Origin of the sequence: Polaromonas sp. OV174, assembly GCF_900112285.1 — a bacterium.
In the GTDB taxonomy this organism is placed as follows: domain Bacteria; phylum Pseudomonadota; class Gammaproteobacteria; order Burkholderiales; family Burkholderiaceae_C; genus Polaromonas.
Window position 1 is genome coordinate 23,516 of sequence record NZ_FOKZ01000025.1, and the last position, 15,747, is coordinate 39,262.

A 15,747-nucleotide genomic window follows, 5' to 3' on the forward strand; every position below is an offset into this window, starting at 1 on the left:
ATGCTTGATAGTTGAAGGCTCTGCCGCGCATGGTAACGCGCCCCAAGGCCGGCTTTCCCCGGGAAACTCCGCAGAGACGGCGCCTTGGCGACACCACCGGGCGCTGCAAACCCCTGGCGGCACAGGGCTGCCGGAGCCATTGCACAATCAGCTCATGACCTCTGCTCCGAACGCCGCCCCTGCCGCGCCCAGCCTTGCGCAAGCTAACCCGACATGGGTGAACAGCTTTGCCCAACTTGGCCCCGACTTCTACACCGAACTCCAGCCCACGCCACTGCCCTCGCCCTACTGGGTGGGGCGCAGCCGGGCGCTGGCGCGCGAGCTGGGCCTGGAGGATGCGTGGCTGGAATCCGATGCCATGCTGGCCGTGCTGAGCGGCAACCAGACGCTGCCCGGCTCCCGGCCGCTGGCCAGCGTGTACAGCGGTCACCAGTTCGGCGTCTGGGCCGGGCAACTCGGCGACGGCCGGGCGATTTTGCTGGGCGAGCTGGAAACCGCCAGCGGTGCGCAGGAGATCCAGCTCAAGGGCGCAGGCCGCACGCCCTACTCGCGCATGGGCGATGGCCGCGCCGTGCTGCGCAGCTCGATTCGCGAATTTTTGTGTTCCGAAGCCATGCACGGCCTGGGCATACCCACCACCCGCGCGCTGTGCGTGACCGGCTCCGATGCCCCAGTGCGGCGCGAGGAAATTGAAACCGCCGCCGTGGTGACCCGCACGGCGCCCAGTTTTGTCCGCTTTGGCCACTTTGAACACTTCAGCTACAGCGGCCAGCACGTCCAGCTCAAGGCGCTGGCCGACTATGTGATTGATCAGTTTTACCCGGTCTGCCGTGAGGCCAAACAGCCCTATGCGGCGCTGCTGCAAGCGGTGAGCGAACGCACGGCGCTGCTAATGGCCGCCTGGCAGGCCGTGGGCTTTTGCCATGGCGTCATGAACACCGACAACATGAGCATCCTGGGCCTGACCATGGACTACGGCCCGTTCCAGTTTCTCGATGCCTTTGATCCCGGCCACATCTGCAACCACTCCGACAACCAGGGCCGCTACGCCTACAACAAGCAGCCCAATATTGCCTACTGGAACCTGTTTTGCCTGGGCCAGGCCTTGCTGCCGCTGATTGAGGAACAAGACCAGGCGCTGGCAGCCCTGGAATCCTATAAAACCGTGTTTCCTGACGCACTGCAGGCCCGCATGCGCGCCAAGCTGGGCCTGGCCGATGTGCAAGCCGAGGACAAGGAGTTGATAGACAGCATCTTCAGGCTACTGGCCAGCAACAAAGTGGACTACACGATTTTCTGGCGCCGCCTGTGCGCCTTCACCCCGCAAAGCGGCCATGAGCCACTGCGCGATCTCTTCTTCGACCGCGAATCCTTCAACGCCTGGGCGCTACAGTATTCGGAGCGCATTGCGCACGTGGATATTGGCCTGTGGACCGATTTGATGCTTAAAAACAATCCCAAATTCGTGTTGCGCAACCATTTGGGCGAAGAGGCCATACAGGCTGCGAAACTAAAAGACTTCTCGGGGGTCAACACCTTGCTGAAGTTGTTGCAAGCCCCATTTGAAGAGCATCCCGGCCACGACAGCTTCGCCGGCTTTCCGCCTGACTGGGCGGCCTCCATAGAAATCAGTTGCAGCTCGTAACGCCTTCTTTCAACGTCAAAGACGCCAGGACACCCACGCCATGAACACCAAAATCCAGAAAACCGACGCCGAATGGAAAGCCTTGCTGGCTGACAAAGGCGCCGAAGCGGTCGCCTTCGAAGTCACCCGCCATGCCGCCACCGAGCGCCCATTTACCGGAAAGTACGAAACCAACTATGCGGCAGGCACTTACCGCTGCATCTGCTGCGATGCCGAGCTGTTCGACTCATCGACCAAGTTTGATGCCGGCTGCGGCTGGCCCAGCTTCTCCCAGGAAGTCAAACCCGGCGCCATCGAAGAACATGTGGACCGCGCGCATGGCATGACGCGAACCGAAACCGTTTGCGCCAACTGCGGCGCCCATCTGGGTCATGTGTTTCCCGATGGCCCGGCCCCCACCGGCTTGCGCTACTGCATGAACTCGGCCTCGCTGGATTTCAAACCCAAGTGATCGCCCCCACGGTCGCTCGCTACGCGTAGCTCCCTGCCCCCCGAGGGGGCCGCTGCGCCTGCGGTCTGGCGAAGCCAGTCCCGCGGCCCCTGCTGGCCGTTCCGGGCACAAGGTCAAACCATCTCTTCTTCTTTTTTGCCACCGATAATCACAGCATGAAAATTTTGTTCGACTTTTTACCCATTGCCCTTTTCTTCGGCATGTTCAAGTACGCCGAAGGCCACAAGGACTGGGCGGCCAGCACGGCCACCGACTGGCTGGGCTTCATGGTTTCCGGCGGCGTGGTCGGGCCGGCTGAAGCCCCCATGCTGCTGGCTACGGTCGTGGTCATCGTGGCCACCTTCGCCCAGATCCTCTGGCTCAAGTTACGCGGCAAAAAAGTCGATGCCATGCTGTGGGTCAGCCTGGGCCTGGTCACCATGCTGGGCAGCGCCACTATTTACTTCCATAGCGAAAGCTTCATCAAATGGAAGCCGACGGTGCTTTACTGGGTGATGGGCGGCGCCTTGCTGTTTGGTCAGCTGGTGCTGAAGAAAAACGGCATCAAGTCCTTGATGGGCGCGCAAATGAACCTGCCTGACGCCGTCTGGCGCACCGTGAATTTCAGCTGGGTGGTCTTTTTTGCCGTGATGGGTTGCGTCAACCTCTGGGTAGCCTTCAACTTCTCCACCGACACCTGGGTCAATTTCAAGCTCTTTGGCGGCCTGGGCCTGATGCTGGTGTTTGTGCTGGCGCAAGCGGTCTACCTGAACAAGCACCTCAAGCCGGACACCACCCCATGAGCGCGCAGCTACCGGCCGCCCGGCCCATTCATGTGAGCGAAATCGAACAGCAACTCCAGGCGCGGCTTCAGCCCACGCAGCTGGAAGTACTGGACGAAAGTGCCGCCCATGCAGGCCATGCCGGCGCCAACGGCCAAGGCTTTGGCAGCCACTTTCGCGTCCGCATTGCCAGTCCTGCCTTTGTGGGAAAGAGCCGCGTGGCATGCCATCGGCTTGTGTATGATGCAATGCAAAATTTCATCGATCAGGGCTTGCACGCCCTGGCTATTGAGATTCTTTAATTCCCCCGAGACTTGTCGAGTTGCCGAAACCCTCCGCCACCTGTGGCCGGCAACGCGCCATCCAACAACCAGCCTGACCAAAGGACAATCGCTTTCATGAAGAAACAATTTTTACTGGCAACCGCTGTTGCCGGCTTGCTGGCCCTGAGCGCACAAGGCGTTCTCGCCCAGAACGTCGCCATCGTCAATGGCAAGGCCGTGCCCAAGTCCCGCCTGGATTCGCTGGCCCAGCAAGTTGCCAAATCCGGCCGCCCGGTGACGCCTGAAATGGAAGGCCAATTGCGCGAAGAAGTCATTGCCCGCGAAGTGTTCATGCAAGAAGCCGAGAAGCTGGGCCTGACCACCAGCGAAGACTACAAAGTGCAGATGGAGCTGGCACGCCAGACCATACTGATCCGCGAGCTGTTCGCCGACTACCAGAAAAAGAATCCGGTCACGGAAGCCGACCTGAAAGCCGAATACGACAAGTTCGCCGCCGCCAACGGTGGCCAGGAATACAAGGCCCGCCACATCCTGGTGGAAAAAGAAGCCGAAGCCAAAGCCATCATTGCCAGCCTGAAAAAAGGCGGCAAATTTGAAGACATTGCCAAGAAGCAATCCAAAGACACGGGTTCAGGCGCAAAGGGTGGCGATCTTGACTGGGCCAACCCGTCCAGCTATGTGCCTGAATTCGCCGATGCCATGCGCAAGTTGAGCAAAGGCCAAACCACCGACACCCCGGTGAAGTCGGATTTCGGCTACCACATCATTCGCGTCGACGACATCCGCACGGCCCAGTTGCCGGCCTTTGAAGAAGTCAAGCCGCAAATTGCCCAGCAGATGCAGCAGCAAAAACTGGCAGCCTTCCAGGAAGACCTGCGCAAAAAAGCCAAGGTGGAATAAACCTTTTGCCGGACGGCCCTTCACGGGTCCAATCCGTCAACAAAAAAGCGCGGCAATACCGCGCTTTTTTGCTTTCCAGAGCGATCAAGAGCGCGAAAGTTGTCCTAGTCTAGTGTGGACAAGTTTGTTGATGAGCCCCTGGAAAAGCCGGCAAAGCGATACAGGGCGGGGCTTTCACTAGGGCGCCCAAACTTTAGGCAATCAATTAGGTAATCCATAAAAAAACGCATTGTTAATATGACTCGCACAAAACAACAGTCATTATTTTTGGAAGTTGGGAAAAGGCCAAGCATGAAATCCATTCATTTACTGACCACCCTGGCAACGGCCTGCCTGCTGGCGGCCTGCAGCGGCGGCTATTTTGCCCCTGCGGCCCGTGGTTCCCTGATCCAAAACCCGCCGCTACTCACCACCTCGCTAACGGCCGACAGCCTGGCGGCCAGCCTCAACAGCAGTGCCACCGGCAAGGGCCTGCTGGCCATGGCAGGAAAACCCAAATGCGGCATCAATGTGCAGCACATCCAGTACGCTACGGTAGGCGGCGCTGGCGAAGCCACTGACGCATCGGGCGCCCTGATGACGCCATCGGGCGGCGTGGACTGCACAGGGGCCCGTCCCGTCGTGCTCTATGCGCACGGCACCACAGCCGCCAAGAACTACAACCTGGGCACCCTGGCGGACAACACGAACCCAGCTTATGGTGAAGCCCTGCTGATTGCCGCCATGTACGCGGCCCAGGGCTTCATCGTAGTCGCCCCCAACTATGCTGGCTACGACAGCTCCAGACTCAACTACCACCCCTACCTGAACGCCGACCAGTCATCCAAGGACATGATGGACGCCCTGAGCGCCGCACGCAAAGCCCTGACTGGCCTGAAGCAGCCTGTGCAAGACAGCGGCAAGCTCTTCATCACCGGTTACTCGCAAGGCGGCCATGTCGCCATGGCCACCCACAAGGCCATGCAGGCCGCAGGCCTGCCGGTCGCCGCCAGCGCCCCCATGTCCGGCCCCTACGCCACCGCCGCTTTTGGCGACGCCATTTACTACGGCAATGTCAACCTCGGCAGCACGCTCTTCCTGCCTTTGCTGGTGAATAGCTACCAAAAAGCCTACGGCAATATCTACAGCCGTCTCACCGATATTTACGAGCCCGCCTACGCCACCGGCCTGGACAAGCTACTGCCCACAGACCTGCCCGTCAAGACCCTGTTCAGCCAGGGTTTGCTGCCGCAAACCACCTTGTTCAGCAACCCAGCGCCTACGGCGCCCGCCGGCTCGCCACCCACCCTGCAAGCGACCCTGAACGCCATCAGCCCGCCTACCAAGCCGCCCGCGCTGGCGCCACTGTTTGCCCTGGGGTTTGGCCATAACAATCTGATGACCAACCAGTCCAGGCTCAATTACCTGCTTGATGCCATCGCCCACCCGGATGGCGCCATGCCGCGCCTGACTAATGGTGCGCCTGCGGCCAGCCCTGCCCACCCCATGCGCATCGCCGCCAAAAGGAATGACTTGCGTAACTGGACGCCCACCAGCCCCGTGCTTCTGTGTGGTGGCAAGGGCGACCCGACGGTGTTTTTCGACATCAACACCAGCTTGATGCAAAGCTTCTGGTCAGCCCCCTCACCCGCCGCTCCAGCAGCCGGTTTGTTGACCGTGCTGGATCTGGCATCTGCCTCCACCGGCGCCGCCGACCCTTACGCCGCGGCCAAAACCGGCTTTAACCAGGCGATGAGCAACACGGCCAAAGCGGCTATTGCCGCAGGCGCTACCGATGGCGGCAGCGCCGCCGTCACCCAGGCTTATCACGGCGCGCTACTGCCGCCCTTTTGCAACGCTGCCGCGCGCGGCTTCTTCCAGCAGGTGCTGGCCAGGGGCGCATAAAAGCACCGGCTTGGCCTGGCTGGCAAGGGCCTGAGCGGCGCTATTCAAGCCGACACAGCTCGCCTTCATTTTGCAAAACGGGGAACAAATGAGCTGTGCTGGCCTCTACCAGCCAGTGCAGCTAGCTCTGAGCTGGAGTACTAGCGCATCAACCCCTGAACCGGAGAAGAATAAAGATGAAGTCATTGACCAAGGAGCTGCTCGGCTGCGGCGCACTTTCGCTGCTATTGCTGAGTGCTTCATTGCCTGCAGCAGGAGCCACAAAAACGCCCGCTGCAGCAGCCACGGCAAGTCAACAGGCCAGCGCCAACAGCGCACTGGCATGGACGCAATGGGAATTGATTTCGCCTGAATACGCAGGGCTGGAGCAGCGAGCCTTCTTGAAATTCACAGACCTCCGCTTGAACGCCTCGGTGGGTTTGAATTCCATAGGTGGAAGCTACACGCTGGATGGCAAAAAAATAACCATCAACCACTTGTTTTCAACACGCATGGCGGGCCCTGCTTCGCTGATGAAGGCGGAAGACCTCTATAGCCAGGCGCTGCAGAGCGTGCGGAGCTTTGATGTTTCAGCCGATGGAAAAAACCTGAGCTTGCGCGGCGAATCCACCTTGTCATTTCGTTTGACGGGCCACACCCCGCAAGGCTTTGTCGCGACAGAAAGCAAAATCATCAATGTGGCGCCGCAACTCGGCCCGGAACTGGACGGCGACAAAACGCCCAAGTATCTGCAACTTGAGGATTTGAGTCAGGGCAGCAGCTGGGGACGCTTTAGCGAGGCCAGCATAGAAGGCTTCGACTATGTGCCAGGCTACCGTTACCAGATGCGCGTCGTCGTCGAGCGCAACGCACGCACCAACGAAAAGCGGCTACGCCTGCTGGAGGTTTTCAGCCAGCAGTGGATGCAAAGCACCAAGCTAGAAGCCAATCACAAGATCCTTGAAGTCGCGCCGACCAAAGTCAATTGCGTAGGCGTGGCGCCCATGCAATGCCTGCAGGTGCGCGAAGCAGGCGGCCAGTGGACAAACTTCCATGCCCCGATTGAAGGCTTCAACTTTCAGGAAGGCTGGCGTTATCGCCTCCAAGTCGCGGTGGAGCCGGTTCAAAATCCGCCAGCAGATGCTTCGAGCTTGCGCTACACGCTGGTGCGTATCCTCGACAAGCTGCCGGTCATTCGCTAAGCGCCGGCGCCCTTGGCTGGGACATGCTGGTCACGCCGCGAGTGGCGTGACCAGCATGCGGCCTTATGGGATCACGCCGATCAAGCCACCCACTTGCGCGCGTTGAGCCACAGCTGCGTCCAGGGGCTGAGCTCGCTCTTGTCCAGGCTGGTCCAGCTCATCTGGATGTTGCGGAACACGCGCTCGGGGTGCGGCATCATGGCGGTGAAGCGGCCGTCTAGCGTGGTCACTGCGGTCAAACCGCCGGCGCTGCCGTTGGGGTTGGCCGGATAGGCCTCCGTCGGCTGGCCGTGGTTGTCGGTGAAACGCATGGCGGCAATCGCCTTGCTGGCATCGCCGCGATAGGCAAAGTTGGCATAGCCCTCGCCATGAGCCACCGCGATGGGCAGGCGCGTACCGGCCATGCCTTGCAGGAACAGGCTGGGCGAATCCAGCACTTCAACCTGGCTCAAGCGGGCTTCAAAACGCTCGCTCTGGTTGGTGGTGAAACGCGGCCAGGCTTGAGCGCCCGGAATGATGTCGGCCAGCTCGGCAAACATCTGGCAGCCGTTGCACACGCCCAGACCAAAGGTATCGAGGCGACCGAAGAAGGCCTTGAACTGGTCGGCCAACACCGGGTTGAAGGTGATGGAGCGCGCCCAGCCAATGCCGGCACCCAGGGTGTCGCCATAGCTGAAACCACCACAGGCCACCACGCCCTTGAAATCGGCCAGCTGGGCCCGGCCGGTTTGCAGGTCGGTCATGTGCACGTCTATGGCTTCAAAGCCGGCCTGCGTGAAGGCGTAAGCCATTTCCACATGCGAGTTGACGCCCTGCTCGCGCAGCACCGCCACCTTGGGGCGCGACAGATTCAGCGCCGGCGCAGCCGGCAGCTTGGCGGGCTCAAAGCTCAGGTGCACATGCAAGCCGGGATCGCTCGGCTCGCCGGCGGCGGCGTGCTCGGCATCGGCGCAGGCTGGGTTGTCGCGCTGCTGGTTGATCTTCCAGCTGATCGAGTCCCAGACCTGATGCAAGTCGTGCAGCTTGGCGCTGAACACCGACTTGGTGTCGCGCCAGATCTGCACTTCGCCCTTGCCGATTTCCAGCGCAGCGTGTTGCGGCCGGGTCTTGCCGACGAAGTGGCTGAATTTGGACAGGCCGTGCTCGCGCAGGGTTTGCATGACCTCGTTGCGCGACTCGGTGCGCACCTGAATCACGGCGCCCAGCTCTTCGTTGAACAAGGCTTTGAGCGTCAGCTCTTCGCGGCGCGGGCCGACTTGCTTTGCCCAGTTCTTGCTGTCACCGGCATCCATGCGGCTGTCGCTGATGCCGTCGCCTTCGAGCAGCAGCATGTCGATATTGAGCGACACGCCGACATGGCCGGCAAAAGCCATCTCGCAAACGGTGGCGAACAAGCCGCCGTCGCTGCGATCGTGGTAGGCCAGGATCTGGCCCTGGGCGCGCAGCGCATTGATGGCGTTGACCAGGTTGACCAGGTCTTTGGCCTCGTCCAGATCGGGCACTGCGCCGTCTTCGAGCTTGAGGCTTTGCGCCAGGATGGAGCCGCCCATGCGCATCTGACCCTTGCCCAGGTCGATCAGGATCAGCGTGGTGTCGGCCTCCTCTGCATTGAGTTGCGGCGTCAGCGTGCCGCGCACATCGGCCAGGGTGGCAAAGGCGCTGACGATCAGCGACACCGGCGAGGTGACTTTCTTGGCTTGGCTGTCGTCACTCCAGACCGTGCGCATGGACAGCGAATCCTTGCCGACGGGAATCGATACGCCCAGCGCCGGGCACAACTCCATGCCGACAGCCTTGACGGTTTCGTACAGCGCGGCGTCCTGACCCGGCTCGCCGCAGGCGGCCATCCAGTTGGCAGACAGCTTGACGCGCGGCAGCTCAATCGGTGCGGCCAGCAAGTTGGTGATGGCCTCAGCCACCGCCATGCGACCCGATGCCGCGGCATTGTTAGCGGCCAGCGGCGTGCGTTCGCCCATGCTCATGGCTTCGCCGGCAAAGCCCTGGTAGTCGGCCAAGGTGACGGCGCAATCGGCCACCGGCACTTGCCACGGGCCGACCATCTGGTCGCGGTGCGTCATGCCGCCCACGGTGCGGTCGCCAATGGTGATCAAAAAGCGCTTGGAGGCCACCGTCGGGTGGCTCAGCACATCAATCGCGCTCTTTTGCAGCTCCACGCCGGTCAGGTCAATCGCTTTGATGGCGCGCGTCACGGTGGTCACGTCGCGGTGCATCTTGGGCGGCTTGCCCAGCAGCACGTTCATGGGCATGTCGACCGGCGAGGCAGCGCCCTGATCAGACAGCACCAGCTGCCTTTCTTCCGTGGCCACGCCAATCACCGCAAACGGGCAACGCTCGCGCTCGCAAAAGGCCTGGAACTGCGGCAGCGACTCGGGCGCAATCGCCATGACGTAGCGTTCCTGACTCTCGTTGCTCCAGATTTCCTTGGGCGACAGGCCGCTTTCTTCCAGCGGCACGGCGCGCAGTGCAAAACTTGCGCCGCGCCCGGCATCATTCACCAGTTCGGGGAAGGCGTTGGACAGGCCGCCGGCACCCACGTCGTGGATCGCCAGAATCGGGTTGGCCGTGCCAAGCTGGGCACACTGGTTGATGACCTCTTGCGCACGGCGCTCGATTTCGGGGTTACCGCGCTGTACCGAGTCAAAGTCCAGGCTGGCCGCATTGGCGCCCGAAGCCATGGAGCTGGCGGCACTGCCACCCATGCCAATGCGCATGCCGGGGCCGCCGAGCTGGATCAGCAAAGTGCCGGCCGGGAACAGGATTTTCTTGGTGAGTTGGGCATCAATGGTGCCGACGCCGCCGGCGATCATGATGGGCTTGTGGTAGCCCCAGCGCTCGCCGCCCACGGTTTGCTCGTACTCGCGGAAGTAGCCGGCCAGGTTGGGGCGGCCAAATTCGTTGTTGAAGGCCGCGCCACCCAGCGGGCCTTCGGTCATGATTTGCAGCGGACTGGCGATGTGCTCGGGCTTGCCGTAGTCGCCGTCGAACAGCTTGGACACGGTAAAGCCGGTCAGGCCAGCCTTGGGCTTGGAGCCGCGACCGGTGGCGCCTTCGTCGCGAATTTCGCCGCCGGCGCCGGTGGAGGCGCCGGGGAATGGCGAGATCGCCGTGGGGTGGTTGTGGGTTTCAACCTTCATCAGCACATGCGTCAGCACGTCCTCGGAAGCGCTATAGCTTTGATAGCTGGTAGCGCATGCCACATCTGCGCTAGAGGTCGATTTCGCATAAAAACGCTGGATTTTTCCGCCTTCCATGACGGAGGCGTTGTCGGAGTAAGCCACCACCGTGTGCTGGGGGTTGAGCTTCTCGGTGTTGCGAATCATGCCGAACAGGCTTTTGTCCTGGGCCACGCCGTCAATCGTGAAGTCGGCGTTGAAAATCTTGTGGCGGCAATGCTCGCTATTGGCCTGGGCAAACATCATCAGCTCGACGTCGGTCGGGTTGCGCTTGAGCTGGGTGAAGGCGTTGACCAGGTAGTCAATTTCGTCCGCCGCCAGCGCCAGGCCGAACTCGGTATTGGCGCGTTCCAGCGCCGCCTTGCCACCGGCCAGCACGTCTATGGTTTGCAGCGGCGCGCCCTGCAATTCGGTGAACAGACCGGCCGCCTGGGCGCGCTCGAACATCACGCTTTCCGTCATGCGGTCGTGCAGCAAGGCCGCCACCTGCTGGTGCTGCGCCTCGCTCAAGGCGCTCTTGCTGAAAAAACCGGATTTCAGCGTCAGGCGGTATTCGGTAATGCGCTCTATGCGCTTGATGGCCAGGCCGCAGTTGTGCGCGATATCGGTCGCCTTGGAGGCCCAGGGCGACACCGTGCCAAAACGCGGCGAAACAATAAACAGCAAGGCCTGATCCGCGCTGCCGGCCGGCTCTGAGCAGGGCTCGCCGTAGGTCAGCAAGGCCGCCAGCTGGGTCTTGACGGCCTCGGAGGGCGCGGCCTCGCTGGCCACCAAATGCACAAACCGGGCGCTGATGCCCACGATCTTGTCGTGAATCGCTTGCAGGCGGGGAAGAAGTTGCTGGACGCGAAAGTCGCTCAGGGCGCTGATGCCATGGGCTTCGCCCTCAAAAGTCGTCAGGTGCAGGGTCACGGTAGCGGTGGCCTTGTAGTGGGAGGTTGGCAGCGCATGGGCTGTTGCTGGGGTGTCGCGCCGCCCGCCAGCCAGTGCTTTGGCAAGGCCTGCAGGGTACGCGTTAACCCGTAATTTTACCAGCGAGTCCGGGCTGCGCGCGTTCATGCGCCTAATTTGGCCGCCGGCGCTGGCAGCCCGCAATAGCTGGTGCTGACGCGGGAAATGCACTGCCAGTGGTCCGGTGGGATAATCGGGCCATGAGTATTACTTACAAAGACGCCGCAGGTATTGAAGGCATGCGCGTGGCGTGCAGGCTCGCTTCCGAGGTGCTGGACTACATCACCCCCTTTATCAAGCCGGGCATCACCACCAACGAAATCGACCGGCTGGCCTCCGAGTGCATGGTCACGCAGGGCTCGATTTCCGCCACCCTCAACTACCAGCCGCCGGGCTATGTGCCCTACCCCAAATCCCTGTGCACCTCGGTCAACCACCAGGTCTGCCACGGCATTCCCAATGACAAGCCGCTGAAAAAAGGCGACATCGTCAACGTCGACGTGACCGTCATCAAGGATGGCTGGCACGGCGATAACAGCCGCATGTATCTGATCGGCGACTGCTCGATTGCCGCCAAGCGGCTGTGCCACATCACCTATGAGTCCATGTGGCACGGCATCATGCGCGTCAAGCCCGGCGTCCGGCTGGGCGACATCGGTCATGCCATCCAGGTTTTTGCCGAAAAAAATGGTTTTTCCGTGGTGCGCGAATTTTGCGGCCATGGCATTGGGCAGAAGTTTCATGAGGACCCGCAGGTGCTGCATTACGGCCGGCCCGGTACGCTGGAAGAACTCAAGCCCGGCATGATTTTCACCATTGAGCCCATGATCAACGCCGGCAAGCGCGACATCAAGGACGGCCCGGAAAAAGACGGCTGGAGCATCGTGACGCGCGACCACTCGCTCTCGGCCCAGTGGGAGCACACCGTGCTGGTCACCGAAACCGGCTACGAGGTGCTGACGCTCTCCGCCGGCAGCCCGCCGATTCCCGCCTTTGTTCCGCAAAGCAGCCCGGAGCAGGCCGGCGCCTGATCACCCCGCCCCCCGGCGCATCCCCGCGCCCGCATGTGTTCACCCCTGGATGAGCTGGTATGACTGAACTGCTGCAAGTGCGCGAACAATACCGGGCGGGCAAGGCCGCGCTGCTGGCCTCGCTGGCAAGCAGCGGCGCCTCGACTAGGGGCATACACGGCCTGCTGAAAAAGCTGGCCAAACATACCGACGCCACCTTGCAGCAGCTGTGGCAGCAGGCCGATTTTCCGGCCTCTGTCTGCTTGGTGGCGGTCGGCGGCTTTGGCCGGGGTGAGCTCTTCCCCCATTCCGATATCGATGTCTTGCTGCTGCTGCCCGACGATGCGCAAGTCGAAAACGATCCGGCGCTCAAGGCCAAGGTGGAAGGCTTCATCAGCAATTGCTGGGACGGCGGCCTGGAAATAGGCTCCAGCGTGCGCACGGCGGCCGACTGCGTGGAAGAAGCGGCCAAGGACGTTACGGTGCAGACCTCCTTGCTGGAGATGCGGCTGATCACCGGGTCCAAGAGCAACTTCCTGCGCCTGCAACGCCAGCTCGATGCCATCCTCGATCCCAAGGCCTTTTTTATCGCCAAAACGCTGGAGCTGCGGCAGCGCCACAACAAATTTGAAAACACGCCCTACGCGTTGGAGCCCAACTGCAAGGAGTCGCCGGGCGGCCTGCGCGACCTGCAGGTGCTGTTGTGGGTAGCGCGGGCGGCCGGCTTGGGCAAGTCCTGGGACGAGCTGGCCAAAAACGGCCTGGCCACGGCTTTTGAAATACGGCAGATCAAGGCCAACGAGGCGCTGCTCAGCATGGTGCGCGCGCGTCTGCACCTGATTTCCGGCCGCCGTGAAGACCGGCTGGTGTTCGACCTGCAAACCGCCGTGGCCGAGTCCTTCGGCTATGGGGCCCAGGCCGACGAGGCAAGCAAGCGACCGCGCCGCCTCAGCGAAGCGCTGATGCGGCGCTATTACTGGGCCGCCAAGGCGGTAAGCCAGTTGAACCAGATTTTGCTGCTCAACATCGAAGAGCGGCTCAACCCCGACACCTATCCGCTGCGTCCCATCAACGAACGTTTTCTGGACAAGTCCGGCATGCTGGAAGTCGCCAGCGACGACCTGTATGTGCGCCAGCCCCACGCCATCCTGGAAACCTTTTTGCTGTATGAGACCACGGTGGGCATCAAGGGCCTGTCGGCGCGTACCCTGAGGGCGCTGTACAACGCCAGGGGCGTGATGAACGGCGCATTTCGCCGCGACCCGGTGAACCGCACCACCTTCAGGCGCATCCTGCAGCAACCCGAGGGCATCACACACGCCCTGCGGCTGATGAACCAGACCTCGGTGCTGGGCCGCTACCTCTGGGTGTTCCGCAACATCGTCGGGCAGATGCAGCACGACCTGTTCCACGTCTACACGGTGGACCAGCACATCCTGATGGTGCTGCGCAACGTGCGGCGCTTCTTCATGGCCGAGCATTCGCACGAGTACCCCATGTGCTCGCAATTGGCGGCCGGCTGGGACAAGCCCTGGATACTTTTTATTGCCGCGCTGTTTCACGACATTGCCAAGGGCCGCGGCGGCGACCATTCCGAACTGGGCCGCAAGGAGGTGCGCGTGTTCTGCCGCCAGCATGGCATTGCCAGCGAAGACGCCAAGCTAATCGAATTCCTGGTCGGCGAGCACCTGAGCATGAGCCGCATCGCCCAAAAGGAAGACCTGAGCAACCCCGAAGTGATTGCCGCTTTCGCCCAGCGCGTGGGCAACGAGCGCTACCTGACGGCACTCTATCTGCTGACGGTGGCCGACATACGCGGCACCAGCCCCAAGGTCTGGAATGCCTGGAAGGGCAAGCTGCTGGAAGACCTTTACCGCTACACCCTGCGTGTGCTGGGTGGCCGCGCGCCCGATGCCGACGCCGAGGTCGAAGCCCGCAAGCGCGAAGCCCTGACCACACTGGCCCTGCATGCCGAACCTTTTGAGGGGCACAAGGCACTGTGGGACACGCTGGACGTGAGTTATTTCATGCGCCACGAGGCCAGCGACATCGCCTGGCATGCGCGCCAGCTGTCGCGCCATGTCGGCAAGGCCAAGGCCATTGTTCGCGCCCGCCGCTCACTGGCGGGCGAAGGCATGCAGGTGCTGGTCTACACACCCGACGCACCCGACTTGTTCGCGCGCATCTGCGGCTACTTTGACCAGGCCGGGTTCAGCATCCTGGACGCCAAGATCCACACCGCCAACAACGGCTACGCCATTGACACCTTCCAGGTCATCAGCCCGACGCTGGCCGAGCATTACCGCGAACTGGCAGCCATGGTCGAAGCCGACCTGGACCGCACCATAGAAGAGCCTGGCCCGCTGCCGCCGCCCGGCAAAGGCCGGGTGTCGCGCCGGGTCAAAAGTTTTCCGATTGCGCCGCGGGTGGATTTGCGGCCCGATGAAAAAGCCCAGCGCTGGCTGCTCAGCGTTTCGGCCAGCGACCGCGTCGGCCTGCTCTACCTGATCGCCCGCGTGCTGGCCCGGCACAAGATCAATCTCCAGCTCGCCAAGATCACCACCCTGGGCGAGCGCGTCGAAGATACTTTTTTGATCGATGGCCCCGAACTGCAGCACAACAAGGCGCAGATCGCCATAGAGACCGAGTTGCTGGAAGCGCTGAACGCTTAGACGCCCAAAGGGCCAGGCCCGGCCTTGGCCATGCAGGCGCCAGCGCTCTTGCGGTAGCGCAGCAGACGGCCCTTGTACTTGGTAGCGCCGCCCGGCAGCGTTGAAATCAGTGTCTCGCTGCGCGCATAACCCATGGCGTCCATCTTGCGGTTGAAACTGGCCCGGTTGCCACGGTCCGGGTCGACGATCAAGACCTCCGCATCCGGCTGAGTATGCAGGCCTATGAATTGCGACAGCGCCTCGGGCTGATCCCGGTCGTAGAGCACATCGCTGCCAATAATCAGGTCAAACCGCGCCAACAGCGGATTGGCACGCGACCAGTTGCCGGTCTGGTATTTCATGACCGGCAGGTGGTTGAGCTTGAGGTTTTCCCGTAAAAAGTCGGCCGCCAGGGGATGGCAATCGCTGGCCGTGATGTTGCCCCCGCGCCGGTGCACCACCAGGCTGGCCAGTGCCAGGCCACAGCCCAGCTCCAAAATACGCTTGCCTTCCAGCTCATAGGTCAGCATGGCATGGGCCAGCACCCGGCCTGAGGGCCACAGCAGGCCAAAAATCGGCCAGGCCGAGGAAGAAATGCCCTCACGCTCGGCCTCACCCAGCGGGTCGTGAAACTGTTGCCGGTCCAGCAAGGAGCGCATTTGCAGGTCTTCGCCACTGCCGCTGACCGTTTCAAACTTGAGTTGGTAGGGATGCGAAGCAATCGGCTCAATGACATGAGCCAGTCCCGAATCGGGAGCATGTGACATCCGGAAAACTTCCTTGCGTACAACACGCTCAAACGAGGCAACATAGCCTCAACCGACCCTGCAGTGTA

At 61.8% G+C, this 15,747-nt stretch carries 11 protein-coding genes; 9 read left to right on the plus strand and 2 right to left on the minus strand.

Going from position 1 to position 15,747, the window contains the following annotated elements:
- Positions 1-154: 154 nt before the first annotated feature.
- The 7 genes from BM160_RS18440 (at position 155) to BM160_RS18470 (ending at position 7,106) form a co-directional block, all read left to right on the plus strand.
- Positions 155-1,645 (plus strand): protein adenylyltransferase SelO, encoded by a 1,491-nt coding sequence (locus BM160_RS18440; RefSeq protein WP_092007661.1) that lies wholly within the window; start codon positions 155-157, stop codon positions 1,643-1,645.
- Positions 1,646-1,685: 40 nt separating this feature from the next.
- Positions 1,686-2,096, plus strand: a complete 411-nt coding sequence (gene msrB / locus BM160_RS18445) for a peptide-methionine (R)-S-oxide reductase MsrB (protein WP_092007635.1) — start codon at positions 1,686-1,688, stop codon at positions 2,094-2,096.
- A 155-nt stretch (positions 2,097-2,251) separates the two neighbouring features.
- A complete protein-coding gene (locus BM160_RS18450) occupies positions 2,252-2,878 on the plus strand; it encodes a septation protein A (RefSeq protein ID WP_092007636.1) in 627 nt (208 codons plus the stop codon).
- Entirely contained in the window at positions 2,875-3,159 is a 285-nt protein-coding gene (locus BM160_RS18455; protein ID WP_092007637.1) for a BolA family protein, read from the plus strand. Before BM160_RS18450 ends, BM160_RS18455 begins: the two co-directional genes overlap by 4 nt.
- Before the next feature lie 96 nt (positions 3,160-3,255).
- A complete protein-coding gene (locus BM160_RS18460; protein ID WP_092007638.1) occupies positions 3,256-4,041 on the plus strand; it encodes a peptidylprolyl isomerase in 786 nt (261 codons plus the stop codon).
- A gap of 291 nt (positions 4,042-4,332) precedes the next feature.
- A complete protein-coding gene (locus BM160_RS18465; RefSeq protein ID WP_092007639.1) occupies positions 4,333-5,925 on the plus strand; it encodes an alpha/beta hydrolase family protein in 1,593 nt (530 codons plus the stop codon).
- A 176-nt stretch (positions 5,926-6,101) separates the two neighbouring features.
- Complete coding sequence (locus BM160_RS18470) at positions 6,102-7,106, plus strand: DUF4377 domain-containing protein (protein WP_092007640.1); 1,005 nt, start codon at positions 6,102-6,104, stop codon at positions 7,104-7,106.
- A gap of 80 nt (positions 7,107-7,186) precedes the next feature.
- Here the strand turns inward: BM160_RS18470 and purL are convergent, their stop codons facing one another.
- On the minus strand, positions 7,187-11,212 hold the full coding sequence (purL, locus tag BM160_RS18475) for a phosphoribosylformylglycinamidine synthase (RefSeq protein ID WP_092007641.1): 4,026 nt from the start codon (positions 11,210-11,212) through the stop codon (positions 7,187-7,189).
- 239 nt (positions 11,213-11,451) lie between these two features.
- On the opposite strand from purL, the gene map reads away from it, so the two are divergent.
- Together map and BM160_RS18485 are read left to right on the plus strand one after the other, a co-directional pair.
- Positions 11,452-12,282 (plus strand): type I methionyl aminopeptidase, encoded by an 831-nt coding sequence (gene map, locus BM160_RS18480; protein WP_092007642.1) that lies wholly within the window; start codon positions 11,452-11,454, stop codon positions 12,280-12,282.
- Positions 12,283-12,341: 59 nt separating this feature from the next.
- Complete coding sequence (locus BM160_RS18485; RefSeq protein WP_092007643.1) at positions 12,342-14,933, plus strand: [protein-PII] uridylyltransferase; 2,592 nt, start codon at positions 12,342-12,344, stop codon at positions 14,931-14,933.
- Here the strand turns inward: BM160_RS18485 and BM160_RS18490 are convergent.
- Positions 14,930-15,679, minus strand: a complete 750-nt coding sequence (locus BM160_RS18490) for a class I SAM-dependent methyltransferase (RefSeq protein WP_092007644.1) — start codon at positions 15,677-15,679, stop codon at positions 14,930-14,932. The two genes, BM160_RS18485 and BM160_RS18490, sit on opposite strands and share 4 nt — an antisense overlap.
- Between the last annotated feature and the right edge of the window lie 68 nt (positions 15,680-15,747).

Bases quoted from the DNA above. Each gene is read 5' to 3' on its own strand.
- msrB (WP_092007635.1), top strand. From the start codon at position 1,686: ATGAACACCAAAATCCAGAAAACCGACGCCGAATGGAAAGCCTTGCTG.
- BM160_RS18470 (WP_092007640.1), top strand. From the start codon at position 6,102: ATGAAGTCATTGACCAAGGAGCTGCTCGGCTGCGGCGCACTTTCGCTG.
- BM160_RS18465 (WP_092007639.1), top strand. From the start codon at position 4,333: ATGAAATCCATTCATTTACTGACCACCCTGGCAACGGCCTGCCTGCTG.
- BM160_RS18455 (WP_092007637.1), top strand. From the start codon at position 2,875: ATGAGCGCGCAGCTACCGGCCGCCCGGCCCATTCATGTGAGCGAAATC.
- BM160_RS18485 (WP_092007643.1), top strand. From the start codon at position 12,342: ATGACTGAACTGCTGCAAGTGCGCGAACAATACCGGGCGGGCAAGGCC.
- BM160_RS18460 (WP_092007638.1), top strand. From the start codon at position 3,256: ATGAAGAAACAATTTTTACTGGCAACCGCTGTTGCCGGCTTGCTGGCC.
- BM160_RS18490 (WP_092007644.1), bottom strand. From the start codon at position 15,679: ATGTCACATGCTCCCGATTCGGGACTGGCTCATGTCATTGAGCCGATT.
- map (WP_092007642.1), top strand. From the start codon at position 11,452: ATGAGTATTACTTACAAAGACGCCGCAGGTATTGAAGGCATGCGCGTG.
- BM160_RS18440 (WP_092007661.1), top strand. From the start codon at position 155: ATGACCTCTGCTCCGAACGCCGCCCCTGCCGCGCCCAGCCTTGCGCAA.
- BM160_RS18450 (WP_092007636.1), top strand. From the start codon at position 2,252: ATGAAAATTTTGTTCGACTTTTTACCCATTGCCCTTTTCTTCGGCATG.